General features: G+C 68.9%; 28 protein-coding genes and 1 pseudogene. 18 read left to right on the top strand and 11 right to left on the bottom strand.

What is annotated here, in order from left to right:
• The first annotated feature begins 114 nt into the window (after window positions 1–114).
• The 15 genes from OP79_RS26860 (at window position 115) to OP79_RS26790 (ending at window position 12652) form a co-directional block, all read left to right on the top strand.
• Entirely contained in the window at window positions 115–996 is an 882-nt protein-coding gene (locus OP79_RS26860) for a hypothetical protein (protein ID WP_245685466.1), read from the top strand.
• A 213-nt stretch (window positions 997–1209) separates the two neighbouring features.
• On the top strand, window positions 1210–1923 hold the full coding sequence (cpaB, locus tag OP79_RS26855) for a Flp pilus assembly protein CpaB (protein WP_033323643.1): 714 nt from the start codon (window positions 1210–1212) through the stop codon (window positions 1921–1923).
• Window positions 1924–1985: 62 nt separating this feature from the next.
• On the top strand, window positions 1986–3602 hold the full coding sequence (locus tag OP79_RS26850; protein WP_033323641.1) for a CpaE/TadZ family protein: 1617 nt from the start codon (window positions 1986–1988) through the stop codon (window positions 3600–3602).
• Window positions 3599–3976 carry a TadE/TadG family type IV pilus assembly protein gene (locus OP79_RS26845; RefSeq protein WP_051744949.1) on the top strand — a complete coding sequence of 126 codons (378 nt, stop codon included), beginning with the start codon at window positions 3599–3601 and terminating at the stop codon, window positions 3974–3976. The genes OP79_RS26850 and OP79_RS26845 overlap by 4 nt, the downstream gene beginning before the upstream one ends.
• A gap of 180 nt (window positions 3977–4156) precedes the next feature.
• Window positions 4157–5497, top strand: coding sequence for a TadA family conjugal transfer-associated ATPase (locus OP79_RS26840; protein ID WP_033323638.1), 1341 nt, complete (start codon window positions 4157–4159; stop codon window positions 5495–5497).
• Window positions 5498–5546: 49 nt separating this feature from the next.
• Window positions 5547–6485: a type II secretion system F family protein gene (locus OP79_RS26835; protein WP_033323636.1), complete on the top strand. Its 939-nt coding sequence runs from the start codon at window positions 5547–5549 to the stop codon at window positions 6483–6485.
• Between the two features lie 12 nt (window positions 6486–6497).
• Complete coding sequence (locus OP79_RS26830) at window positions 6498–7388, top strand: DUF5936 domain-containing protein (protein WP_033323634.1); 891 nt, start codon at window positions 6498–6500, stop codon at window positions 7386–7388.
• 169 nt (window positions 7389–7557) lie between these two features.
• Window positions 7558–8937, top strand: a complete 1380-nt coding sequence (locus tag OP79_RS26825; RefSeq protein WP_169786220.1) for a sensor histidine kinase — start codon at window positions 7558–7560, stop codon at window positions 8935–8937.
• The gene (locus tag OP79_RS26820; RefSeq protein WP_033323632.1) at window positions 8930–9739 is read left to right on the top strand and encodes a response regulator transcription factor; all 810 of its coding nucleotides are present in this window, start codon (window positions 8930–8932) and stop codon (window positions 9737–9739) included. Before OP79_RS26825 ends, OP79_RS26820 begins: the two co-directional genes overlap by 8 nt.
• A gap of 105 nt (window positions 9740–9844) precedes the next feature.
• The gene (locus OP79_RS26815) at window positions 9845–10075 is read left to right on the top strand and encodes a hypothetical protein (protein ID WP_245685459.1); all 231 of its coding nucleotides are present in this window, start codon (window positions 9845–9847) and stop codon (window positions 10073–10075) included.
• Between the two features lie 53 nt (window positions 10076–10128).
• Window positions 10129–10680: a pilus assembly protein TadG-related protein gene (locus OP79_RS26810; protein ID WP_245685458.1), complete on the top strand. Its 552-nt coding sequence runs from the start codon at window positions 10129–10131 to the stop codon at window positions 10678–10680.
• A gap of 15 nt (window positions 10681–10695) precedes the next feature.
• A complete protein-coding gene (locus tag OP79_RS26805) occupies window positions 10696–11292 on the top strand; it encodes a hypothetical protein (protein ID WP_033323629.1) in 597 nt (198 codons plus the stop codon).
• Window positions 11293–11360: 68 nt separating this feature from the next.
• Window positions 11361–11924, top strand: a complete 564-nt coding sequence (locus OP79_RS26800; RefSeq protein ID WP_425428614.1) for an OmpA family protein — start codon at window positions 11361–11363, stop codon at window positions 11922–11924.
• A gap of 9 nt (window positions 11925–11933) precedes the next feature.
• On the top strand, window positions 11934–12302 hold the full coding sequence (locus OP79_RS26795; RefSeq protein ID WP_051744948.1) for a type II toxin-antitoxin system RelE/ParE family toxin: 369 nt from the start codon (window positions 11934–11936) through the stop codon (window positions 12300–12302).
• Window positions 12302–12652, top strand: a complete 351-nt coding sequence (locus tag OP79_RS26790; RefSeq protein WP_051744947.1) for a helix-turn-helix domain-containing protein — start codon at window positions 12302–12304, stop codon at window positions 12650–12652. Before OP79_RS26795 ends, OP79_RS26790 begins: the two co-directional genes overlap by 1 nt.
• A gap of 155 nt (window positions 12653–12807) precedes the next feature.
• On the opposite strand, the gene OP79_RS26785 is transcribed toward OP79_RS26790, so the two are convergent.
• From OP79_RS26785 to OP79_RS26775, 3 genes are read right to left on the bottom strand one after another with little or no spacing between them, the layout of a single operon-like run.
• Window positions 12808–13065 (bottom strand): Txe/YoeB family addiction module toxin, encoded by a 258-nt coding sequence (locus tag OP79_RS26785; RefSeq protein WP_033323625.1) that lies wholly within the window; start codon window positions 13063–13065, stop codon window positions 12808–12810.
• On the bottom strand, window positions 13062–13331 hold the full coding sequence (locus OP79_RS26780; RefSeq protein WP_033323623.1) for a type II toxin-antitoxin system Phd/YefM family antitoxin: 270 nt from the start codon (window positions 13329–13331) through the stop codon (window positions 13062–13064). The genes OP79_RS26785 and OP79_RS26780 overlap by 4 nt, the downstream gene beginning before the upstream one ends.
• Before the next feature lie 13 nt (window positions 13332–13344).
• Window positions 13345–13554, bottom strand: a complete 210-nt coding sequence (locus tag OP79_RS26775; RefSeq protein WP_033323620.1) for a hypothetical protein — start codon at window positions 13552–13554, stop codon at window positions 13345–13347.
• A 483-nt stretch (window positions 13555–14037) separates the two neighbouring features.
• Here OP79_RS26775 and OP79_RS55380 point away from each other — a divergent pair, with 483 nt between their 5' ends.
• Entirely contained in the window at window positions 14038–14190 is a 153-nt protein-coding gene (locus tag OP79_RS55380; protein WP_169786217.1) for a hypothetical protein, read from the top strand.
• 157 nt (window positions 14191–14347) lie between these two features.
• Window positions 14348–16201 carry a stealth family protein gene (locus OP79_RS26770; protein WP_051744946.1) on the top strand — a complete coding sequence of 618 codons (1854 nt, stop codon included), beginning with the start codon at window positions 14348–14350 and terminating at the stop codon, window positions 16199–16201.
• 358 nt (window positions 16202–16559) lie between these two features.
• On the opposite strand, the gene OP79_RS50570 is transcribed toward OP79_RS26770, so the two are convergent.
• From OP79_RS50570 to OP79_RS26750, 3 genes are all read right to left on the bottom strand, one after another.
• On the bottom strand, window positions 16560–17105 hold the full coding sequence (locus OP79_RS50570; RefSeq protein ID WP_051744945.1) for a hypothetical protein: 546 nt from the start codon (window positions 17103–17105) through the stop codon (window positions 16560–16562).
• 14 nt (window positions 17106–17119) lie between these two features.
• The gene (locus OP79_RS26755; RefSeq protein WP_033323618.1) at window positions 17120–17416 is read right to left on the bottom strand and encodes a hypothetical protein; all 297 of its coding nucleotides are present in this window, start codon (window positions 17414–17416) and stop codon (window positions 17120–17122) included.
• Between the two features lie 100 nt (window positions 17417–17516).
• Window positions 17517–17906, bottom strand: coding sequence for a hypothetical protein (locus OP79_RS26750; RefSeq protein WP_033323616.1), 390 nt, complete (start codon window positions 17904–17906; stop codon window positions 17517–17519).
• Between the two features lie 332 nt (window positions 17907–18238).
• Here OP79_RS26750 and OP79_RS26745 point away from each other — a divergent pair, with 332 nt between their 5' ends.
• Complete coding sequence (locus OP79_RS26745; RefSeq protein WP_033323614.1) at window positions 18239–19795, top strand: alpha/beta hydrolase; 1557 nt, start codon at window positions 18239–18241, stop codon at window positions 19793–19795.
• Between the two features lie 381 nt (window positions 19796–20176).
• Here the strand turns inward: OP79_RS26745 and OP79_RS26740 are convergent, their stop codons facing one another.
• The 5 genes and pseudogenes from OP79_RS26740 to OP79_RS26725 all read right to left on the bottom strand — a co-directional run bounded on the left by OP79_RS26740 (window position 20177) and on the right by OP79_RS26725 (window position 24283).
• Window positions 20177–20800: a DUF6461 domain-containing protein gene (locus OP79_RS26740; protein ID WP_281193243.1), complete on the bottom strand. Its 624-nt coding sequence runs from the start codon at window positions 20798–20800 to the stop codon at window positions 20177–20179.
• A gap of 83 nt (window positions 20801–20883) precedes the next feature.
• A complete protein-coding gene (locus OP79_RS26735; protein ID WP_033323612.1) occupies window positions 20884–21141 on the bottom strand; it encodes a hypothetical protein in 258 nt (85 codons plus the stop codon).
• A gap of 21 nt (window positions 21142–21162) precedes the next feature.
• Window positions 21163–21306: pseudogene (locus tag OP79_RS58600) on the bottom strand (hypothetical protein); the annotation flags it as partial.
• Window positions 21281–22306, bottom strand: a complete 1026-nt coding sequence (locus OP79_RS26730; RefSeq protein WP_033323611.1) for a hypothetical protein — start codon at window positions 22304–22306, stop codon at window positions 21281–21283. The pseudogene OP79_RS58600 and the gene OP79_RS26730, both read right to left, overlap by 26 nt.
• A gap of 39 nt (window positions 22307–22345) precedes the next feature.
• The gene (locus OP79_RS26725; RefSeq protein WP_245685457.1) at window positions 22346–24283 is read right to left on the bottom strand and encodes a DNA/RNA non-specific endonuclease; all 1938 of its coding nucleotides are present in this window, start codon (window positions 24281–24283) and stop codon (window positions 22346–22348) included.
• Window positions 24284–24361: the final 78 nt, after the last annotated feature.

Here is a 24361-nt window from a genome sequence, read left to right as displayed (position 1 = left end):
TCCGGTGTTGATCGGGCCATGCCGTGGATATGGTTCTGCTGCAAGACGACGTCACAGGGGCGATCTGAGGCGGTGGTCGACCACCCCGCCGCAGTGGACGGGGTGGTGTGCAGCGTGCCGACCGCGATAGCAGTCACCAGTTCCGATCTGGTGCTCCCAACGCACGACCGGCAGACGCCGCCCGCCGTCGTCCAGCCCCTCGACAGCCTCGAGAGCTCCCTCACCGGGATGCACACGCTCATCGAGCAGCATGGCTACGTGATCGCGTTATACCCGGCGTCCGTCTCCACCGACGTCATCCGGCGGCTGCACGCCGTGCGTTCCGTACTCGAGAGCGACCGCATCGCCGTCCTCGGCATCGATCTGCCTCCGCTCGGCCTCGCCCTCCTCGCCCAGCAGCTCCGCCAGCTCTCCGCCTGCGACTTCAGCCCGGGTGTGCTCGCCTCCTCCGCACGGCTGCTCGCCCACTACATCTACGCCGGCGCCCTGCTCGGCTCCGTCGCCAAGCTCGACCGGATCCCGGTGTCCCTCAAGTCCCACGCCAAGTCATGGGTGCCGGGCGCCCAGTTCGCCGTACTGGCCAATCCGCGGCCCCAGCTCATACGGCTCGGACAGACGGAGGAGAAGCTGGCCGGGCCCGAGTTCGGCACGCGGATGCTCATCGCGCCCGGGCAGCTGCCCGGCGACTGGATCACCACGACGCTCGCGCCCGCCTGGCGCGTACAGGGCGTCGCCACCGTGCCGCTGCCCGCCGAGTCCGCGCGCTGGTGGGCCACGGGGAAGATCGCCGAGTTCGCCGCGGGACTGCACGACGTGTCCGTGCTCTACCAACTGGTCTCGTCCGTACGGCGCGAGGAGTGCCACTGGTGCGGCCTTGAGCTCATCGGCGACCGATGCGGTTTCTGTGCGGCACCTTTGCTCCCGCCGCCGGAGCTTCCGACCGCCACCGTCCGGGCAGCTTCTTCTGTACGCGCCTTGCCACGAGGCACTACGTAAGCCACATACGTACATCTGAACAGCCAGAGCACAGCCACTGCACCAAGAACACAAGCTGAGCACCAAGCACGACCGCCAGACCCCCGCTGTCCCCGCCCCGATCGAGGTTGTCCGCGTCATGCTGCATCACCCTGGGGGACAACCCCCAGACCCCCGGCCGGAAACGCATGGCCCGCTCAACTACCCGGTACGCCCCTACGAGGTGAGCTTTCAGTGAACTCGCGCCAGCGCCGCGGCGTCATCCTGCTGGTCCTCTCGGTCCTGTGCGCCGTGGGCGCCTTCGCCGGAGTGCTCTCGGTGATCCGCGACGTGAACTCGAAAGTCGGCCCAGAGGTCGCGGCGTACCGCCTGAAGAGCGATGTCGCGCCCTACCGGGAGCTGTCGGCCGACCAGTTCGAGAAGGTCTCGATGCCCGAGCGGTGGCTGTCCTCGACCGCCGTCACCGACCTCTCCGAGATCCGCGGCAAGATCGCGGTCACCCGGCTCGAGAAGGGCTCCCTGCTCCAGCAGGACATGATCGTGGACCGGCCCGAGCTCGAGGCGGGCCAGCAGGAGATCGCGATCATGATCGACGCGGCGACCGGTGTCGCGGGCAAGATCAACCCGGGTGCGCGGGTCAACATCTACGCCACCTTCGAGGCCGAGAACGACAACGGCAAGGACCAGTCGAAGGTCATCGTCGAGAACGCCAGGGTCATCGACGTCGGCAAACTCACCGCCCTCGACCCCTCCCAGAACAGCGACGACCGCCGCCGTACCGCGACCGAGGCCGTCCCGATCACCTTCGCCCTCACCACCGCCGACACCCAACGCGTCGCCTACGCCGAGTCGTTCGCGACCCACGTACGCCTCGCCCTGGTCGCCGGCGGCTCCGACACCGCCGTCGCGCCCGACGACCGCTCGTACACCCTCGACGAGGACAAGTAGGAGGCCGTGATGCGCTCAGCCCTCACGAAGGCGTCCCCGCAGGGGTCCACGAAGGTGTGCCGATGACCATCCGCATCCTGCCCGCAGTCGGCGACATCGACTCGGCCCGCGCCCTCTCCACGCTGCTGAGCCAGCTCCCCGACGCCGAACCGGCCGCGCCGGTCCCGGACACCACGGCGCTCCTGGACACCCTGGCGCGGCTCGCGGCGGAGTCCCTGGACGAGTTGCCCGAGGTGGTCCTCGTTCATGAGCGGATAGGTCCGATGCCCGCGCTGGACGTCGTCCGCGATGTGGTGATGCGGTTCCCGGCGGTCGGGGTCGTGCTCATCACCGCCGACGCCAGTACGGGCGTACTGACCGCGGCGATGGACTCCGGCGCCCGCGGCATCATCGGCCTGCCCCTCGGCTACGACGCCCTCGCCGAACGCGTCCAGGCCGCCGCCGCCTGGTCGCTCGGCATGCGGCGCCATCTCGGCAGCGGTACGCCGGAGCTGTACTCGGGGCCAGGCGGCACCGTCGTCACGGTCACCGGGGCGAAGGGCGGTGTGGGCGCGACGGTCACGGCCGTCCAACTCGCCCTCGCGGCAAGGGCATCGGGCCGTACGGTCGCACTGCTGGACTTCGATCTCCAGTCTGGCGACGTGGCCTCGTACCTGGACGTACAGTTCCGCCGCTCGGTCGCCGACCTCGCCGGGATCAGCGACATCAACCCGCGCGTCCTCCAGGACGCCGTCTACACCCACGACACCGGGCTCGGGCTGCTGCTGGCCCCGGCGGAGGGCGAACGCGGCGAGGAGGTCACCGACCGGGCTGCCCGCCAGGTCCTGCAGGCGCTGCGTACCCGTTACGAGGTCGTGGTCGTCGACTGCGGCGCCCAGATGAACTCCGCGACCGCCGCCGCCGTCGAACTCGCCGACCAGGCCCTCCTCCTCGTCACCCCGGACGTCGTCGCCGTCCGCGCCGCCAAACGCATGGTCCGCCTGTGGGACCGCCTCCAGATCCGCAAGGCCGAGGAGACCCTGACGGTCGTCAACCGGGCCTCACGCGGTACGGAGATCCAGCCGTCCCTCGTCGAACGCGTCACCGGCACGAAGGTGGCCCACGTCGCGGTACCCGCCGCTTTCAAGGAACTCCAGTCCGTGGTCGACGCGGGCCGCATGCAGGACCTGGACGCCCGGTCCACGGTGAAGCAGGCGCTGTGGGCCCTGGCGGGCGAGTTGGGTCTGGTGGCCGTAAAGGAAGGGGGCGGCGGCAAGCGTCGCAAGCCCTCCGGCGACCGAGGCGCGCTGGCGCTGCGCCGTAAGGGCGGCGACCGGGGTGCGGTGACGCTGGAGTTCGCCGGGATGTTCCCGCTGCTGCTGGTCGTGATGACGATCCTGTGGCAGTGCGTGTTGTACGGCTACACGTACTCGTTGGCCGGGAACGCGGCGGATGAGGCGGCGCGGGCGGCTACGGCGGCTGCCGCTTCCGGTGCGGGGGCGGGGGCTGCCTGTGAGGACGCGGGCCAGGAGCACCTGCCCAATGCCTGGCAGGGCGCCGAGATCGGTTGCCAGCAGGAGGGCGACGTCTGGAAGGCCAGTGTCCGTGCCGAAGTCCCACTCTTCTTCCCGGGCTTCGACGCCGGCTGGGAGGTCCAGGGCGAGGCGGGCGCGGCGTTGGAGGGGGAGGACGACGGATGAACGTACTCCGGAAACTGCGCAGGCGGGCCAGGGGCGACCGTGGCGTCTCCATGCTGGAGTTCGCCGGTTTCCTGCCCGTCCTGCTGCTCGTCGGGCTGGCCGCCATCCAGCTGGGCCTCGTCGGATACGCCGCCAACCAGGCCGGATCCGGCGCGCGTGCCGCCGCGCGGGTCGCCTCACAGGGCGAGGCGGGGGAGGCGGCGGGCTACGCCGCGATGAGCGACTGGCTCGACGCGACCGTATCCGCTCCGGAAGGGGGCGGCGACACGACCACAGCCACGGTGACCGTGCGGGTCCCGCTGCTCATCCCGTTCGTGGGGGAGGGCTGGCAAGTGGAGAAGAAGGCCACGATGCCCAACGACGATGACGGCTAAGACGATGACGACGAAGCGGAGCAGGCGAAGCCCGGTGCGGCCCCGCGCCCCTAAAAAGAGGCCGCAGGCCGTCCTTTTTAGGGGCGCGGGGAACTGCGCGACCAGCCACAACGGACCCGCAGACGACGCACTGCACTTCCCGCGGAGCGAACGACCCTCCCCCGGAAGGGAGTTGAAGACATGAGCCTCAAGGCCCGTATCGCTGCCCCCGAAGAGGGCGGAGCCGGCCGCGAGGACGGCCACCTCGTCGCCGTCTACCGCGCCAAGCTGCTCGAAGAGATCGACCTGGCCGAGATGTCCAGCCTCGCGGCGGCCGAGCGACGCCTGCGCCTTGAGCGGGTGCTCGGGCACATCATCAGCCGCGAGGGCCCGGTCCTCTCCTCCTCCGAGCGGTCCCAGCTGATCCGCCGGGTCGTGGACGAGGCGCTCGGCCTAGGCGTACTGGAACCCCTGCTCGCCGACGCGTCCATCACCGAGATCATGGTCAACGGACCCGACTCCATCTTCGTGGAGCGGGCGGGCCGCGTGGAGCAGCTGCCCCTGCGCTTCGCCTCCAACGAGCAGCTCATGCAGACCATCGAGCGCATCGTCTCCACGGTCAACCGCCGCGTGGACGAGTCGAACCCCATGGTCGACGCCCGCCTCCCCACCGGCGAACGCGTGAACGTCATCATCCCGCCGCTCGCCCTCACCGGCCCGACCCTCACGATCCGCCGCTTCCCCCGCGCCTACACGCTCCCGGAGCTGATCGGCCTGGGGTCGTTGGACGAGCAGATGCTCATGCTGCTCGCGGCCTTCGTCCGGGCCCGCTTCAACGTCATCGTCAGCGGCGGTACGGGCACCGGCAAGACCACCCTCCTCAACGCCCTCTCCGGCCTGATCCCGGCCCACGAGCGCATCATCACCATCGAGGACTCCGCCGAACTCCAGCTCCAGCAGGAGCATGTGATCCGCCTCGAATCCCGCCCCCCGAACGTGGAGGGCAAGGGCCAGATCACCATCCGCGACCTGGTCCGCAACTCGCTGCGTATGCGCCCCGACCGCATCATCGTCGGTGAGGTACGAGGCGGCGAGACCCTCGACATGCTCCAGGCCATGTCGACCGGTCACGACGGTTCGCTGGCCACCGTGCACGCGAACACCGCCGAGGACGCCCTCATGCGCCTCCAGACCCTCGGCTCGATGTCCGAGGTCCAGATCCCCTTCGAGGCGCTGAAGGACCAGATCAACTCGGCCGTGGACGTGGTCGTCCAGCTCACCCGCCACGCGGACGGCTCCCGCAAGGTCTCCGAGATCGCCCTGCTGGTCTCGCACGGCCGCGAACAGTTCAGCATCGCCCCCGTCACCCGTTTCGTGCCGCGCCCCACCGGCCCCGACCGCGTCGTCCACGGCCACTTCGAGCATCTGCCGCTGCCCCGCCCGGTCGCGGAGAAGCTGTACGTCGCGGGCGAGCCGCTGCCGCCCGCTTTCCGCGTGGCCGAGGCCATCGACGTACTCCAGACGAGGCAGGCCATCGGATGACCCCCACCATCAGGACCGACAAGACCGACCAGACTGAGAGGAGCGAGCCATGAACAACCCCGCCCTGCTCGCCCTCGGCGCCACCGTCCTGTGCGGCACACTCGCAGTCGCGGGCGTGCACACGTACGCGTCCGGGCGCGCCCAGCGCCAGGCCCTCGTCGACCGCCTCTCCGGCGGCCCGCTCCGCAGCGCCGCGGGCCGCGCCCGCCGTTTCGCGGCCGTCGACCGCCGCCTGCGCCACACCCGCCTGGGCCGCACCATCCACCTGCGGCTCTCGGCCACGGGACTCGACCTCACGGCGGGCGAGTTCTTCACGTACGTCACTGCCGTCGTCGTGGCGCTGTGGCTGATCGCAGCCGCCGCCCTGGCCCCCTTCTTCGGCCCCATCGCGGCCGCGATCGGCGTCTGGGGCTCCGCGATCTTCCTCAACTGGCAGCGCCAGAAGCGCATCGAGGCCTTCATCAACCAACTCCCGGACGTGGCCCGCCTCCTGGCCAACGCCTCCGCCGCCGGCCTCGCCCTGCGTACGGCCCTGGCGATGGCCGCCGAGGAACTGGAGGCCCCGGCCGGCGAGGAACTCGCCCGCGTCGCCGACCAGTTGAGCCTCGGCCGCTCCATCGACGACACCCTCGGCGAACTCGCCGAACGCCTCCCCTCCCGCGAACTCGTCGTCCTCGTCACGACGCTGGTCCTCTCCAACAAGGCGGGCGGCTCGGTCGTCAACTCCCTGCGGAACCTCACCCAGACCCTGGAGGACCGCAAGGAAACCCGCCGCGAGGTCCGCACGATGCTCTCCGAGGTCAACGCGACCGCCTTCACGGTCCCTCTCCTCGGCCTCGGCTCCCTCCTGCTGATCAACTCCTCGAACGAGGGCGCCCTGGCCCGAGTGACCGGCTCCCCGGTCGGCCAGATCCTGGTGTTGATCGCCATGGGCCTCTACACAGTCGGCTTCTTCGTCATCCGCCGACTCGGCAAGATCGAAGTGTGAGGGGGAGTTACGTTGCTGGCCTTGCTGCTCGCTCTCCTGTCGGGCCTCGCCGTCGCGAGCCTCCTCCTTGGCATCCGCATGATCCGCGCGGAAGCCAAGCTCCCCGGCGACCTGGCCCTCGCCCTGGAGGTCGGGTCCACCCGCGTCTCGAAGGCCGACTCCGCCGTCGACCGCCTCGGCATGCGCTTCGCGCCCCTGGTGCTGAGCCTGATGGGCCCGCGCCGCGTCGACGCCAAGCGCCGCCGCATCGACATGGCGGGCAACCCCGGCGGCCTGACCTTGAACCGTTACGCGGCCCGCCGGGCGGTGTACGGCATCTTCGGCGTCGTACTCGGACTGGTCTTCTTCACCAACGGACAGCTCCTGTTCGCCGTACTGACCCTGGCCTTCGGCCTGCTGGCCGCTGACGCCCTCATCTGGCAGGCCATCCGCGACCGCAAGGAGGTCATCGACCGCACCCTCCCCGACTTCCTCGACGTCCTCGCGGTCGTGGTCTCGGCGGGCCTCGGCTTCAGGCAGGCCCTGGACCGGGTGGCGGACCACTACGAGGGCCCGTGGGCGGACGAGTTGAGGATCACGTTGCGCCAGATGGACATGGGCGTCAGCCGCCGCCAGGCCTTCGACGAGCTGCGTAAGCGCAACTCGTCCGAGCAGGTGGCCCAGTTCGTCTCGGCCTTGCAGCAGGGCGAGGAACTGGGCTCCCCGATCGCGGACACCCTGATCCAACTGGCCACGGACATGAGGCGAACGGACGCCCAGAACTCGCGCCGCAGGGCCGCGAAGACGATCCCCAAGGCGACGATGGTCACGCTGGTCTTCATGCTTCCGGCGACGATGATCCTGATCGCGACGGGGATGTTCCTGGGGTCGGGGACTAACTTCGGCTCGATTTTGGGACGTTGAGATGGGCGAGGTCTGGAATCGCGCGCTTGGTCCTTACGCTGCCGTCGGCGGTCGGCTCGCTGCTGCGCTACGGTTCGGTGCGCCCCGTAAGGGGCGCGGGGAACTGCGCGCCAAGCCACGGACGGTCCGCAGCTTGGGAACGGCCTTGCCCTATCAGGGGCGCGGGGAACTGCGCGACCAGCCGCAACGGACCCGCAGCGTCCAAACTGCCCCCCGTGCCAAGCGAGCCGCAGGCTACTTCGCAGACGACGCGGCAGCGCCAAGCGTCCGCCTCCAGCTCAACGCCTTGCAGGCCCTGTGCCGTCAGGCCTTCGCCGTCCGCCTGACCCTGATCGCGATCGGCGCCCCCTTCGCGATGGCCAACGCGACACACGGCCCACCCCGCTACGGAGTACTGGCCGCAGCCGTCCTCGGCGTCATGGGCTCGTACGCCATGCTCAGGGACTGGGACCGCTTCGCCCCCCGCCTCCTCGCCCACCCCACCCTCATGGCCGTGGACCTGATCTTCGGCGCGATCCTCCTGCTGACCGCGTCCCCGGCCTCCCCCCTCGCATACGCGGCCGTCTGCACCCCCCTCCTCTCCGGCCTGCTGTACGGCTGGCGCGGCTCCGGCATCTTCACCGGCCTCCAACTCGTCGTCCTGCTCACGGTGTTCAGGGCCTGGGAACACCGCCCCGGCACCGGCGCCAGCACCCTCCTCATCGCCGGCTTCTGCATCGCGGCCGGCATCATCGGCGTAACCCTGCGCAACCTGATGTTCCACTTCGGCACGGCCAGCCAGGCCCTCGCGGAGGCCAACTCGCGGCTCGCGGTGGCGGAGGCCGTCGAGTCCGAACGCGCTCGCCTCGCCCGCGAGATGCACGACTCGGTGGCGAAGACCCTGCACGGCCTGGCCCTGGCGGCCGAGGCGCTCGCGGTCTCCGCCGACCACGACACGGACCCGCGTGCGCTGAAGGACCAGGCGACGGTGGTGGCGGGGGCGGCCCGCCGGGCGGCGGCGGAGTCCAGGGATCTGCTCACGGACCTGCGCCACCACACAGCCCTGTCGAGCCCACCCACAGACCTGAGAACGGAACTGACGGCAAGGGTGGACGACTTCGAATCCCGTACGGGCATCAGGGCGACCCTCGCCTACCGGGCAGCCCCCACCCTCGTACTCCCTCCCGCAGCACCCCACCAACTCCTCGCCATCCTCTCGGAGGCACTGGAGAACACGCACCGGCACGCGACGGACGCGACCGGGGTGGAGGTAACCCTCGAAGTCGACGCCGACGCCGATGCCGACGCCTCGACACTGCACCTGACCGTACGAGACGACGGAACCGGCACGTCCGTATCCCTGGACGACGTACAACACCTGGCGAAATCCGGCCACTTCGGTCTGCTGGGAATGCTGGAGCGCGCGACGTCGATCGGCGCGGCCATCGAGCTGCGCCGAGGCGAGCACGGAGGCACGGAGGTCAAGGTAAACCTCCCCCTGAGAACCTCGGGCACACCGCTGCCCGCACCCCCCTCACACACTCCCCAAGAGGAGGCCGCACATGCCTGACCAGGCACTTCCCGGCCCGCCCTTACGTGTGCTCGTGGCCGACGACAACCCGGTCGTACGGGCGGGCCTCGCGGCCCTGCTCGACGCCCACCCGGACATCCGGGTCGTCGCGCAGGCGGCGAACGGAGCGGAGGCGGAAGCGTTCGCTTGTCGCGCCCGCCCCGACGTGGTCCTGCTGGACGTACGCATGCCCGGCACCGACGGCCTCACCGCGCTGCCCTCGCTGGCGCGCCTGGCACCGGTGATGATGCTGACGTACAGCCGTGAACCCGAGGTGGTGGCGGAGGCATTGCGCCTGGGTGCGGTGGGTTATCTGGTCCATGGTGAGTTCACGGCCGATGAACTGATCACAGCGGTACGGGACTTGAGGGAGCGTAGGCCTACGTTCACGGCGTCCGCCGCGGCTGTCGTCTCGGGCGCGAATGTCTCGAATTCGGCTGTCCCGGAATCTGTCGCGGAAACTGTCTCGGAATCGCTCGGTGTTTCGTACGAACCGAACGAATTCTCTTCGCACGTGCAACCAGTTGTGGCACAGTCGTCCAAGGCCCGACTCGCCTACACGGCGGGGCTCCACGGCCGCGACGACAACGGACGGGATTTCGGACTGAGTTCACGTGAGGTGGAGGTCATGGATCTCATCGCGGCCGGCATGAACAACCGCCAGATCGCCGCCACCTGCTTCATCAGCGAGAAGACCGTCAAGAACCACATCAACCGCATCTTCGCAAAGCTGCACAGTTCTTCGCGCAGCGAAGCGATCGCGCACTGGCTGGGTACGGCTCACGGGGGGTGGAACCGATGACTCCGATGTCGGGAAGTTGGGTCTCTGGGCCCACTCGGAGTGGGCGGGGTGTCACGTACGGTGCGCGGGACGGTAGTGGTGTTGTTGGGTGGGAGGACAGCGGCCATGGTGGCGAAGGTGTCGATGCACGGCGTCAGGCGCGGGCTCGGGACGTGGAGGCGGACTGTTGTCTCCCGGATGCGGGGGAGCGAGCGGGATCGCGGGGCGGGGTTCGTGGAGTATGCGGGGCTGATGATCCTGATCGCCGGGATTTTCACGCTGATCGACGGTCTGGGCTTGGACGGGCTCATCTCGCAGGCGATTTTCGACGCCGTGAACGACGTCATCGGAGGCTGACGGCCCGGCGACACTTCGGCGACCGGGGGCAGACTCTCCCGATCTACATCTGGTTGACGGGGATTCTGCTCTTCGCCGCGGTCGCACTTTTCGTGTTCGCCCAGGCAGCGTCCGCGCGGAATGGAGCTCAATCCGCGGCGGACGCTGCTGCGTTGGCGGCTGCACAGGCGGATCGGGACGAACTGATGGAGGGCCTGGAAGGCGCCATCGGCGTGGACGACAACTGGCTGGACTGGCTCAACCCTGATGAAGCAACGGGTGTCGGAGCCACCGCCGCGGCCCAACAACTGGCCGCCGCGAACGACTCGGCCCTCCAGGGCGGTGCCCAGCTCGTAGAGGTCAACGGCTTCCGCGGATACGAGGTGGAGATCCAGACGAACTACACGGTCGGGGACTCGATCATCCCGGGCACGGAAACGCAGGAGGCGACGGCCCAGGCCACGGCCGTCATCGAACCGCGCTGTGACTTCGATGCGCCCGACGACCCCCTGGACCTCGTACAGCTCGACTGCGGTGACCAAATCATCGAGATCGACCCCGAAGATTTCGTTTTGGACGACCTTCCCGACGCGTCCGTGCTGTTCTCTGTGTATCTGGTCGAGTGAAAGGAAGCCGAACCGATGAATCTTCGGCACACCATGAAGGGCCGCACGGTGCTGACCGCGGTGGCGATCACAACTGGGCTGGTCCTCACGGTGGCCGGTTGCGGTGGGGGCGGTGATGACGACCAGCCCGACAAGGCGGCCTCGTCCGCCCCGGCCGAGAACAACGACAAGGGCAACGACCAGGGCAAGGAGTCCGAAGCGGCTGAGCCGGACCAGGTGCTCGCCGAGGCCACGGGCAACGGCATCACGCTAAAGGTCACCTCTGCCACACGTGACGACGGGGGATTCGTAACCGTCGAGGGCACGGTGACGAACGGCAGCAGCGGGTCGTGGGTGGCGGCCGACTGGCGCGGCGACGAGCGCGAGCTTGCAAAGAACGGCGGGTCCGTCGCGGGGGCGAGCCTCGTCGATCAGGAAGGCAAGAAGAAGTACCTCATCCTTCGCGATACCGAAGGACGGTGTCTGTGCACCAGGTTCAGCGGGGCTCTTCGACAGGGCGAATCCGCTGACTGGTACGCCCAGTTCCCCGCCCCGCCCGAAGGCACGACCAAGGTCTCCTTCCAGGTCGGCTCCATGCCGCCCGCCTCCTTCGAACTCTCCGAGGGCGAGTAACCATGCCCCTCCCCTCCCCCCTCCGCGCCACGGCGATCACCGCCACGGCCCTCACCGCCCTCGTCTTCATGACCCCTCTGACCCCCGTGTACGCCGACGAAGGCGACCCCAGCGAACCCCCGGGCAGCGTCACCACCTCCCAACCACCGGAGGTGGACGCCAACAGCCCCGGCCTGAGGCTCGCCGACGGCGCGACGCTCGCGCCCGCACGGGTGCTGGACATCAAGTCGGTGGTCGAGGACCTCGGGGGCGAGGAACGCCGCGAGGACACGAACGAGGACGTGACGTTCGCGCTGCAGGCGGAGGTGCTGTTCCCCAAGGACAGCTCGAAACTGAACCCCGACGCCCGGTCACGTATCCAGGCGATCGCGGAGGAGATCAAGGCCCAGAACGCCACGAAGGTCCGCGTCTTCGGCTTCACCGACAACCTCGGCTCGTACGCCCACGGAGTGACCCTCTCCAAGAACCGCGCCGAGGTGGTCCACGACGAACTGGCAGCCGCCGGCCTCGGCCCCGACGTCACCTTCGAGGTACGCGGCTACAGCGAGGACTACCCCATCGCCGACAACACCTCAGAACAGGGCCGCCGCAAAAACCGCCGCGTGGAGGTGACGTTCCCGAAGGGCGACTGAGGGTCATTCTTGACTTCCGCTCCCCGGGCTCAAGCCCGGGGAGCGGAAGTCAATCGACGGGACACCCTCCCGCTGGAACACTTCCTGAAGGTCGACCAGAAGGCCGGGGAGCTGGCGGAGAGCCCTCTGACGCTGGGTGAGCCGAAGTCCAAGTACCTCGGAGACGGCGTTCGTGAGCTGCGTTTCACCCTCGGTACCGGTCACGTACGGCTTACCTACTGGCTTACGGATCGGCGGTCCGTTGTGCTGCTGACCTGGTTCTATAAGACCCAGCGGCGTGAAGACACCCAGGTGCAACGGGCGAGAGACGCCAAGAAGGTCTGCGAAGCAGAACGCGGACCGGCGCATGAGGACTACGAGCGGGAAGGGGACGCGTGATGGCCGGACACATGAGGTACAAGGCGCTGCGGGCCCGCCGACTGAAGGAGCAGAGCGAGGAGGTCGCCGAGCGGCTCAAGGCTCAGAGGGCCTACAGGCTTCAGGGTGATCTTGCCCAGATCTTCTACGACCGGCGTAAGGAGCTGGGTTACTCCCAGTCGGAGGCGGCCTCCCGCTGCGGCATCACTCAGGCCAAGGTGTCGATCATCGAGGGGTCGGGCGCGCACCCGACCCCCGCCCTGCTGGAGAAGATCTCCCGTGGGCTGGAAGCGTCCATCACGGTCGTCTATCACCGGGAGAAGGACCACGAGATCAGCCTCGTTCCCGAGCCGGCAGAGGACGCTGCGTGACGTCAACGGGATAAGGGCCAGGCTCGTCAGGTGCGAGTCGGATGTCGAGTATCTGACATCAAAGTGAGACTGATCTTGCCTGTCGGCTCGTGAGACAGGAGACATCGAAGCAGATCAGTGCGTCGCTGAATGCCACGGGCCGCGAGTTCCTGCAGTCATCCGTAGCGGTAGCGGGCCTGGACCACGATCACTTCGTCGTCCCAGGGGACGTAGACCAAGCGGTGTTCGTCGGTGATGCGTCTGGACCAGACCCCCGCCAGCGCGTGCTTGAGTGCCTCGGGCTTGCCGATGCCGTCGTAAGGGTCGCGGAGCGTGTCGTCGATGAGGCGGTTGACGCGCTTGAGGGTCTTCCGGTCGGCGGTCTGCCAGTGGACGTAGTCCTCCCATCCCTGCGGGGTGAAGGCGAGCTTCACGGGCGGTCCTTGCCGGCATCGTCACGGATGAGTTCGCGGCTCTCGTATTCGCCGTCCAGGGCGTTCTGGTAGGAGCGCAGCAGACGGCGCGCGTTCGCGGGAGAGCGCAACAGGTATGCGGTCTCCCGGAGGGCTTCGTATTCCTCGGCTGCGACGAGGTACGCACTGCCGTTCTTGGAGACGATCTCTACGGCGCTCTGGTCGCTGTTGACCTCTTCGATCAGCGGAAACAGCCGACGACGAGCCTCGCTGGCGGTGATGGACATGAAACCGCACCTCCTAGGCAGTGGTACAAGAAACGGTACCGTCATCGATGGCGGGATGCCCCTCCGCCCTCTCGCGGAAGACCTCCGCAGCGTTCTCCTGGATCTCGGAGGCGGGCGAGCCCATCTCCGCCTCCTTCTCCTGGAGCAGCTCTTCGAGCAGATCACGCTGAATCTGCCGCTCCACCGCCGCGCTGACGTACGCCGAGAACCCGCGCGCCCCCACCCCGTGCCTTCACCGCGGCGACGAGGCCCGCGGGCATGGACACGCGGACCCTGACCTTCTGGGCCGGACCCTCGCCCTTGCCGCCCTGTTCGGTGACGTCCATGTCCCCAGCCCGCCATGGAAGTTGTCGGGGCTCGGCCGATTCGGCTCGGCATCACCGGATTGGGGAGGCACTGGACGGCGTGGAGGAGAGGAGGTTGACCACTTCACGTCACGTACGTGTCCATTTTGCGGAGGAGAGATGACTCCAAAATGCAATAAGGAATTCGATTGACCATTTTCGGGAATTTGAAAGGCAAATTCATACTTTCCGCCCAAAGTCTTCTTGACGGAGTCATGACCTCAAGTTCACACTTCCTTCACTGTGGCCCCGCAGGTGGTTCATAGGCTCCCTGTCCCCAGTGAGGGCCACCCGTCACGCCTGCCCACATCGGATTGGAGAGGCGTGAGCCTGTGAGAAGACTGTGGACATCTGTGCCGGCCGTGGCCGCGCTGGTGGTCGGTGCGCCCTCATGGAGCGCGGCGACAAGTGCGGCGGCGGAGCGCCTGGAGGACAGCTCCGCCCACGGCGGCGCCCTGTCGGCCATCCCCGGAATGCCGGAAAAGGTCCTTTCCTGGACCGAGGCTCACGTCTGACTCGTCTGACTCGTCTGCCTCTCCGCCTCCCAGGCTTCTCTTTCGATCCCTGCTTTTCCCTTTGCAGACCGCCCACCCCACCTGAGCAATGAGGTCTGCCTCCAACCTCACACCGCCGGTCCACGCCCCCCTCGGCCGGAGAGAACTGGATACCGCGATGCTTACCTCCTTATCCGCCGCCACCGAGCGCCTCCTCCCCCGCCGCATCCGCGAACGCCGCGAAGAGGAGCAACGCCAGGCCGAGGCCGCCGAGAGAGCTCAGTGCGAGGCCAAGACCCAGCGGGCCAAGGAGGAGAAGATCGCGGCCCTGCGGGCGGCCATGCTCGCCGCCGACCCGGTCGTCGCCGCAATCACCGCCGAGGGCCGCACGTACTACGGCCGCACGGTCAGCTCGTACACCGCTGAGGCCGCACGCGCCCGCAACCTGCACCTCGTCACCGACGCCTTGGACCACGCCGGGCTGGACTACTTTCTGGTCCCCGGCCGCTCCGTGCTGCGCCACGTGGTCGGCGTCCGCCTGGCCGACCGCAAAGCGTTCCTGACCGCGCTGCGCGCCCTCTACCCGACGGCTCCCCTCTACGCCGTCAAGCCCGGCAACGATCTCTGGCCTGCCTCCGCCGTCCTGTACGCCGACGGCTCCCTGCCCACGGCCCTCAAGCGCCAGAGCGTGATCCGCTTCGCCGAGCTCCAACTGGGTCCGGCCGGGCAGGTCCTCTCGGGTTTCTCCCAGGGCTGCGACGTCGAGTTCTGGCAGGACGGCGACGCTCTGCTCGCCGCCCGGGAAGCCGCCGACGAGGACCCGGCCAAGGCCGAACGAGCCGCCGAGCGCCTGACGACCCTGCGCACCCAGACGCCCGACGCCGCCCTGCCCGGCGCCCTCGTCGCGCCCCGCCCCAACGCCATCGCCGAGGCCGTACCCGCCGACGCCCGAATACCTGCCACCCGTGAGATAGCCGGCCGCCCCCACTCCACGTTCCGCGACCTGTTCCAACCCACCATCGAAACCGTCGACTTCCCCGTCGACGTCGTCTACACCTGGGTCGACGGCGACGATCCCGAGCTGGCCGCCAAGCGCGAGGCGCACCGCACCGGTTCCACCGCCGTCAGGCGCATCCACGCCCGCGAGACCGGCGCCTCCCGGTACACGAGCCACGACGAACTGAAGTACTCACTCCGCTCGCTGGAGATGTACGCCCCGTTCATTCGGAACGTCTACATCGTCACTGACAGCCAGACCCCCACCTGGCTCGACACTTCCGCCCTTGGCATCAGGGTCGTCGACCACAAGGAGATCTTCACCAACCCCGACGCCCTGCCGGTCTTCAACTCCCACGCCCTCGGCACCCAGCTCCACCACATCGACGGTCTGTCCGAGCACTACCTCTACTTCAACGACGACGTCTTCCTCGGAGGCCCTGTCACCGCGGGCCACTTCTTCCACGGCAACGGCATCGCCAAGCTCCCCTTCTCCTCCTTCCAGTTCGGCCTCGGCGCTCCGCACCCCGACGAGCCCGCCCCCAATTCCGCGGGGAAGAACGTCCGCTCCCTCCTCCAGAAGGAACACGGCCGCTTCATCGTCAACAAGTTCATGCACACCCCGCACCCCCAGATCCGATCCGTGATGCGGGAGATCGAGCAGCGCTACGCCGAGAGCGTCCAGCGCACCAGCCGCTCCCGCTTCCGCTCCGTCACCGACATCGCCATGGGCGCCACCATGCACCACCACCACGCCTACCTGACCGGCCGAGCCGTCCCCGCCGGCTACAAGCTCCGGTACATCGACGTCGCCAAGCCCGACGCCACCGAGAAGATGGCCGAACTGCTACAGGCCCGCCGCTTCGACTTCTTCTGCCTCAACGACGTCAACACCCCCGCCGACCAGCAACAACGCATCACCGAGAAACTCCACCATTTCCTCGAAACCTACTTCCCCTTCCCCAGCCGCTACGAGCGCCCGACCGTGACCGAGACCAACCCTTCGTCACCCAAGGCCCTCGATCTCACGAGCTAGGGCGTGCGCCGAGGGGGCTATGCCGAGTTGGGGCACGACTCCGTCCGCGTACAGCAGCGTGTGCCCGCACCCGGAAACCCCGCCGCGCGGAATTCCGGGTGCGGGCATCTGCGCACTCCTGAAGGCGAACGACTTCCTGGTGCACTCCGGCTCCCGGCACCACCAGCGGCGCTTGTGCCAGACGAAGTCCAACCCTGTGGTACGGACCCGCTGATCCTGGTTTCGTACATGCCGTCGACAATCCCGTGAGCGCGATCCTCACCTCCCGTCATGCCGATCGCCCGCCGGGACGTGGACGGAGTGAGAGCGAAGGCTGCCGCAGGCCGCATCACCAGTGACTGCCGGAGCCTCAGGTGTCTCACATGTACTCGAAGTAGCGCTCGGACCAGTCCGACTTTCCCAGCTCGTCGTCGTCCTCCTCAGCCTCGGCCTCGCCTGCGGCTATGAGCACCGCCGCCAGCTCCACGTCCTCTGCCGCCGCCAGGACCGACGGCCCGTCGTACAGCTCACGAAGCAGCTCGGTCGGGACGAAGGTGCACCCCATGGCCGTACAGACGCCGTCGAGCCACGTCACGAACTCCTCGGGCGGGCATGCCTCTTCGCTGGGGGCACCCACACCGACCACCACTTCCGCGGTGACGAAGTAACTGCCGAAGTTGCTCATCAGGACCCAGAGCGGCCGACCGAGGCCCGTCGCGTCCGCTGGGACAGTGATGACACCGTAGAAACTGGCGTCCTGGCCCAGGCCACTTGAGCAAGACGGCCCGAAACGTTCCTCAAGAGCGCTTACCAGTCGGGCGAAACAGTTCCGCGAGGTCTCCCGGTCGAAGTCCGCGGGGCGTTCCAGGTGGCGGGGATCGTCGTGTTCCAGTAGGAGTGCCCGGATCCGGTCCTTCGGGAGCATGTCGTGCCCTTTCATCAGTTCTTGTGCGGGGGAAGGGTGGTGGGCCCGGAGCCCGGGCCCACCACCCTCATGAGGTCAGGAGAGCGGACAGGGCCAGGACCGCACTTGCCCTCGTTGCTGAAGCCGATGAAGGGACGAGTGTCCTCGTAGGTGCAGTACGCAGCCAGCAGCACCGCACCCGCGTCCTCGCGGCCCTTGATGCTGTCCCAGCGGATGTTGCCCGCCCAGTCTCCGATCCAGCTGCCGAAGTCGGCACCGAGCGCCGCGCAGGAACCGATGTCCACCTCCAGTTCGGCTTCGGCGCCCCGCACCCCGACGAGCCCGCCCCCAACTCCGCGGGGAAGAACGTCCGTTCCTTCTTCCGGAAGGAAGTTCGGGCAACGCTTGAGGGCTTGCGGTGGGCGATCAAGCTCAGTAGTTGCCGATGTACCAGAACGCGGCGCCGAGGAAGACGGGGATGGTGAAGGCCATCTGGAGGACCCAGGGGCCATCCGGTCCTTCGTCGTCGGGCTTGCCGGGGTTCTCCTGCTTCCAGGTCATGAACGTGCGCATCGCCTTCCGGTGGCCCACGAGGCCCAGGGCCAAGGCCAGGCACATGGCGCAGTAGACGGGAAGCAGTTCGGCCGGGGACCAGTCGTAGACGGCACTGTAGGCGAGGGCCACCAGGAGTCCCATTACCGGGCCGCACGCCACGAAGGCCTTCTGGCGCCCGTTGACCATGGCCGGGAAGATCAGGGCGAGGAAGAGGGCCGCGCTGAGCGCTGCGAAGAGCCACCACAGTGGCGAGGATTTGTCCGGCATCGTTAACCCTTCGACTGTCCTTGAACCCTAGTGACAGCCTGTGCTGCGGGCGCGCGGAGGGGTGCGTTGCTGCTGACCTGGAATGCGGCGAGGCTGCCCCCAACTCCATAGACGTTGGGGAACAGCTCCTCGGTTGTCCCATTCGCCCGTTCGATGTCAGTGGTTAGTGCTGTGACCGCATACGTCCACCGAGTTGGGGATCCGTGACGCCAGGGAGCTGAGTTGCTGTCAGAGACGGCTTGTACTCTGCACTCATTCGACGATCGGACGATCACGGACACGGGCATGCGGGCACGGGGCGGGCGTCCAGGGGCGGGAGCGCGGGGATTTCGATGAGTGACGCACATCCGATACGAAGCCGCAGACCGGGCCTCTCGGCCGGTGCGCTGATCATCGCCGGGGTCGTCCTCGCCGCGATCGGGGCCGTCGGCGCCTGGCTCCAGCGCGACGCTCCCGACGGCCGGAGTGCGGAGCCGCGTACGGAGTTCACCGCGAGCAACCCGCCCGCCGGTCTGCCCACCGCGCTCACCACCGGCCAGCGCCTGCACTGGTCCCGCTGCACCTCGCCGCCCACCGCGCGCACGGGCTACGACTGCGCCACCATGAAGACCCCCCTCGACTACCGGAAACCAGATGGCAGGACGATCGAAGTCGCCCTGATCCGCCGCAAGGCCACCGGCCCGAACGCCCGGCGCATCGGCTCACTCGTCCTCAACTTCGGCGGCCCCGGCGAGTCCGGCATGAGCCGGTTGCCCGAATACCTCAACCAGTACAAGCCGCTCCTCGACCGCTACGACCTGGTCTCCTTCGACCCGCGCGGCGTTGGCGCGACCATCCCCGTGCGCTGCGGGAAGACCGCGGACGACACCGGCTACGACGGGGCCGACGCCTGCGCCGAGCACTCCGGGGCGCTCCTCCCGTACATCGGCACCTCGCACACCGCGCGCGACCTCGACCTGATGCGCTACCTCCTCGGCGACGAGCGGCTGCACTACTTCGGCGTCTCGTACGGAACGACGCTCGGCGCGGTCTACGCCCACCTGTACCCCTCGCACGTCGGACGGCTCGTCCTCGAAGCGCCCGTCGATCCGACCGAGGACCTCAACGAGGCGCAGGTGTCGCAGGTCAAGGCGGTCCAGGCGGCGTTCGACCGGTTCGCTGCGCACTGCGCGGCCCGTATCCGCCACTGCCCGACCGGCGATGGGCCCGAGGAGGCCGCGCGGCGCATGGCGCGCCTGGCCGACCGCCTGGAGAAGAAGCCCGCCCCGGCCGGCGGCGGAAGGAACCTCGACGCCGACGACCTCGCGGACACCGTCGGCGACCATCTCGACCTCGGCACAGACGGCTGGTCGCCGCTCGCCAAGGCCCTCACCGCGCTGATCGACCACAACGACGGCGGTCCGCTGAGCAAGGGCGCGGACGACTCCGGCTCCGCCGACCGCGCGCCGACCCCGCGCGACAACAGCCGCGTCGCCCGAACCGCGATCACCTGCGCGGACTCCAGCCTGCGCCCTGGCTCCGAACGCCTCGACAGGGACGAGGCCCGCATCAAAGCCGCCTCACCGGTCTTCGGCGCGGCCTGGTCCACCGGCGTCTACCTCTGTTACGACTGGCCGTTCGACGGCGAGCGCGCCACGCCCCAGGTGAACGCCGACGGCGCGGCCCCCGTCCTGGTGGTCGGCGGCACCGGCGACCCGACTACGCCATATCCCGGCGCCCGCCACATGGCCCGCGCCCTGGGCGACGGTGTCGGCGTGCTCCTGACGGCCGAGGAGGAGGGCCACGGCACATACCCGCAGAACCGCTGCGTCACGGAGGCGGTCGACACATACCTCCGCACGGGCCGCACCCCGGCCGCGGGGACGGTGTGCCGGGGCAGCATGTCCTGAGGCCCGCACGGATCCGCCGGGCGGCCGTCAGCACAGCGGTTCGCTCGCAGGGGCCCTGCGCGGGTACCACCACACCGCCCGGTCCGAGACCGCCTTTGGGTGGGTGCCGGTGCGGTGGTCGGGGCAGAGCGGCCGGATGATGCACACGCGGGCTGCGAGGTCGCTCCGGACGGCCTCGGCCACAGCGACGTGAATCCCCGGCGCACGACCTACTGCAGCTTCTGCCCCTCCTGGTCGGTCAGTCTGCGCACCCGCACAGGCTCAGCCACCACACCTCCAGCGGTCGGAACGGACGTCACCGCTCATCCGACCGTTCCAATTGCCAACCCGGCGAACCTTCCCGGCCAGAGCATTAGCGTCGCAGGACGCCCGGACGTGTGCCTACAAGATTTCGATGGCGCCCGGCGGGACCGGGCCCTCGCCCGCGTAGGAATCACCGCGCGGTGCGGACGGGGCGTCGTCCTCGGCCAGGGTCAGGGTGGGCCAGGGGGCGGCCAGGGTGGCGTCGTCCAAGGTGAGGCCGAGGTGGTCGAGGACGAGGGCGACCACGGGGGCCATTCCGGAGTCCCCATGCCCAGTTAGGGCTTCCTGGACTCTGTCCCACCAGGGGCTGGGATGTCCGGGCTGGGGGTGTTCCAGGCCGGGTTCGAAGTTCTCCCAGCACTCGCCGTCGCGCCAGTGCTGGAAGACGGCAAGCCCCTCGGTGGACAGGACGCTATAGGTCTCGGTGCCGCGGGACAGTACGGCGAGGAGTTCGGGCCAGGAGCCGATGACGCCGTCCTCCTCGACGCAGAACGTCCACTCGCCGAGCCTTCCGGAGCGTAGGAGCGACACCGTTCCGGCGGCGAATTGACCCGTGGTCAGGCTGGCTGCGGCGTCCGCATCGAGTAACCGGGAGCGGGCTGGGTCGGCGCCGTAGCGGGTGAACACCTCGGCGGGGTCCAGGTCCCGGGTCAAGGTGACGCACATCTGGTCCCCCGCCCAGTCGAGCGCGGCTGCCGTCACGTTCTGCCTCCATCCTGTGACCGGCACCGTCTGCCGGATCGTGTCCGCCAGGGTTCCCGCAGCCGCACCGCGGGGAGCCCCGTTCATGGTGTCTGGTTCAGGCGGTGAACTCGATACGGAATGGGTCGTCCGTCAGCAGGCGCTGGTACTTGCGAAGGGAGCCGGACGCCGCCCGCGGAGCTGTTGGCGCGCTGGGTGATGTGTAGCCGCAGACAGGTCTCGGTGCCGGTGGTCGGGCGGTCGGCCCCGGTCGCGGGCGCGGACCACACGTTGTTCACGACCTGAGGGGTCAGTTCGGCGCACATGTTGCCGTCCTGGCCGCCCTCCCTGGTGTCGGCCATCGGGAACTCGTCGCAGCTGTCCGCGCCACTGGTGGACGGGTCGCCGTCCGCGCCAGCGGGGCCAGTTGAGGGAAGAGTGCGGTCACGTCGATCGGCCGCGGCGGGGTGGTGAAGCTCCTGCCGGCTCCTGGCGTGCTGGTCACTGGACCAGCTCGATGTGCGGATGGTCCGGGGAGACCGGGCAGGCGTGGAGCTGGAGGTCGTAGCCGCGGGCGATGACCGTCATGGTGAAGTTCGCGGGCGGGGTGCCGCGGAGGAGTGGCGTCGGGTTCGTCCGCTCCTCCACGGGGGCCCAGCCGGCGCTGCCAGCGTCCCATTCGAAGGTGGCGATGGTGAGGAGCGGGAGCGCCTCGGTGCCACACTCCGGGCAGCGGCGGGGCATGGGGTCGGAGAGGCCCCAGCGGGACCAGCCGCCGGTCTTCCAGCCGGGGGCCGTGGTCAGCTCATTCCGGTAGAACTCCTGCGGGTCGGTGGAACCGGAAACGCCCCACCGGCTCGGGTCGGCCAGCTGCCGGCGCAGCTCCTCGTCCAGTTCCATGAAGTGGGGGTACTCCGTGACCTGCTCGGGTGCGAGCAGGGACGGCTCCGGGAGATAGTCCTGGGACTTGATCCCGGCCGGCTCGGGCGGTGAGTCGAGGTCGTCGGTGACGGTGACGGTGGCGGCGGAGCGCCAGCGGAGAGCGGTGCGGGGGTGGGTCGGGTGGTCGAAGGGGCACCACAGGACCTGGAGGAGATCGGCCCCGGGCGGGCTGACCGGGAGAGGGACGTCGCGGGCGTACAGCTGGGCGACGGGGAGGAGAGGGATCGGGCCCTCGGGCCAGGGGCGGCCCTGGCGGATCCGCTTCGAGGCCGCCAGTTCGTCGGGCGTGGGCAGGGACGCCGGGCGGCCGAGGTGCCGTCGGCTGGTGATGGCCGCCCGATTGCGGCGAAGGACACGGACGTCGTCCGGAGAGAGCACCACGGACGTCGCGCCCTTCTCGTGCAGTTCTTCGCAGTGCGGCCACGGCTCGTCGGCGGGCCAGAGCAGCGGCCCGCCGACGGAGCTGTCGTGCACGGTCGGCGACCCGGGCCGCGGGTGCAGCCGGGTCGCCGTCCGCGCCAGCGGGGCCAGTTGAGGGAAGAGTGCGGTCACGTCGATCGGCCGCGGCGGGGTGGTGAAACTCATCCTGACTCCCGAAGGCGCGAACAGAGGCGGCGGGCGCGATCAGTTCCCGAGGTTGTGCTGCCCGCCGGTCTGGGTGTTGGCGACGTAGACGTCGGGGAACAGCTGCTCCACGGAACCGTCCGCGCGCTGGATCTTGGCACTCATCGTAACGCCCACCGGAATCGTGCTGCCGGAGCTCAGATACGTCGGAGTCACCTGGTAGAGGATCGCGTCGTCGTCGCTGAACGTGTCGTCGTTCAGCTCGGCCCAGACCTTCTGCTCGCCCTCATCCCACATGCTGTCCGCACCGGTGTTCATGCCAGCCTGCCAGCAGGGGACGAGGTTCTGCGAGATCCTTCCGCCGAGAACGTTGGCGATCAAGTGACACCGGGAAAGCCCCTCGGTGAGATTGTTCTTGGTGCGGTATGCGGCTGCGTCCGCCCAGCCGGTGATGTCACCCCCGGCGGTACTGCCAGGCCCTGGCTGCGTGCCCAGGCAGACGGTCGCCGTGGACGCCCGGTAGCCGGCCGCGCTCGTCTGGTCGGTCTTGTTGACGTGCGGAACCGGTTCGACCGTGTTCTTGATCCAGCCGTTGCCGGCCGGACGCGCACCCTCCGGCGAGATCCCCAGGCACTCCGCGTGCGAGCCGTCGAGCGACGCCGTGAACGTCAGCTTGAACTGGTCGGCGTCGATGACCCGCTGGCCCGCGAAGCCGTCGGCGAGCTGGCTGACCGCGAACTGCTTGTCGACGGCGGCGACATGGGCGCGCACACATCGCTGGGAGGTGTCGAGGCTCGAACCGCCGTTGAGCTCGTGGATGACCCATCCGCCGTTGCCGTAGTAAGGAATGAGCTCGGCGCACTCAGCACCGTCCCTTCCGCCTTCCTTCGTCTCCGCGAAGGGGAACTGGGCACAGGTGTCGGTCGGTATGAGGTCGCTCGCGTCCGCGAACGGCTCCGACGCCCCGCTTCCACAGGTGCTGCTCGTACGGACGTCTACGCCGCCGGTCGACCGGGTCAGCGCGGCGTTGAGCCCCCAGCGGTCGGTGAGGTTCTTCTGGGCCCACAGATACGCCGCCACCGCGCCGCCCCGATCCGATCCCTGCGTGCTCATCAACAGCTCGGGCATGACCGACGGAACCGCACAGCCCGCCACCGAAGTGCCGCCGACCGCGTTGTCGCACCTGATCTGACGCGAGTTCTTCCACGACGCGTTCGGGTCGGTCGCCGTCGCGCCCGGGGACGTCACGTACATCGCGTAGGCCGTGTAGAAGGAGGCGGAGGAGCCCGTCGTCTGGGGCGAGGAGTAGGTGACGTTGCCGGTGAGAGTCTGGCCGAGGGTGATGTTGCCGCCGTACCAGGGGGCGGTCTTGGTGGCCGTGCAGCCGGCGTCGCACGAGGCGCGGAGCTTGGCGTTCAGCGCGGTGACATCGCCGACGGCGCTGGTCATGGTGACGGAGACCTGCTCGCTCCAGGTCGTGGCCGTCGGCGAGAGGTCACCGCCGGTGGAGACCTCCAGGACGCCGCGTCCGATCTCCACGCCCTTGCTGTCGCGGAGGATGTAGGTGACGTTGATGCCGTTCACGCAGTACGAGAAGCGCTCGTAGTTGTAGTTGCCGGGGCTGGTGATGTCGCAGCTTCCCGCGGCGGCTGCTGCTGCGGAGGCGGCAGGAGCGGCGGCGGCCGCGCGGGTCTTCGCCTTCGCGGGGGCGGGGGTGACCGTCACACAGGACTCGACGGCACCCGCGCGGCGCTCCTTGGAGCCCGGCGCGGTGGCGGTGCAGTCCTCACCGGAGCCGGCCGCGAACTTGCTGGTCTCGGTGGTCTCCGCGCTGGGCGCTGCGGACTTGGTGGTGGACGAGGCCTTCGCCGTCGCGGGCGGCTCGGCCGCCTGGCTCGTCGCGGCTGTCGTGAGGACGAGGGTCAGGGCGGTGAGGACGGTCAGGACCGTCGAGCGGGCGCGTCTCCTTGTGGCGCGCCCGCCAGGTATTCCATGCACGGGGGCAGGACCTTCCATGAGAAGAGGGGGACAGGGGGCGCCGGCTGATTGCGGCGCCCCCGGGAGAGACGGGCGGGA

Origin of the sequence: Streptomyces yerevanensis, assembly GCF_000716805.1 — a bacterium.
In the GTDB taxonomy this organism is placed as follows: Bacteria; Actinomycetota; Actinomycetes; order Streptomycetales; family Streptomycetaceae; genus Streptomyces; species Streptomyces flaveus.
The sequence above is the reverse complement of the archived record's forward strand: the minus strand, read 5'-3'. Positions and strand labels throughout refer to the sequence as shown.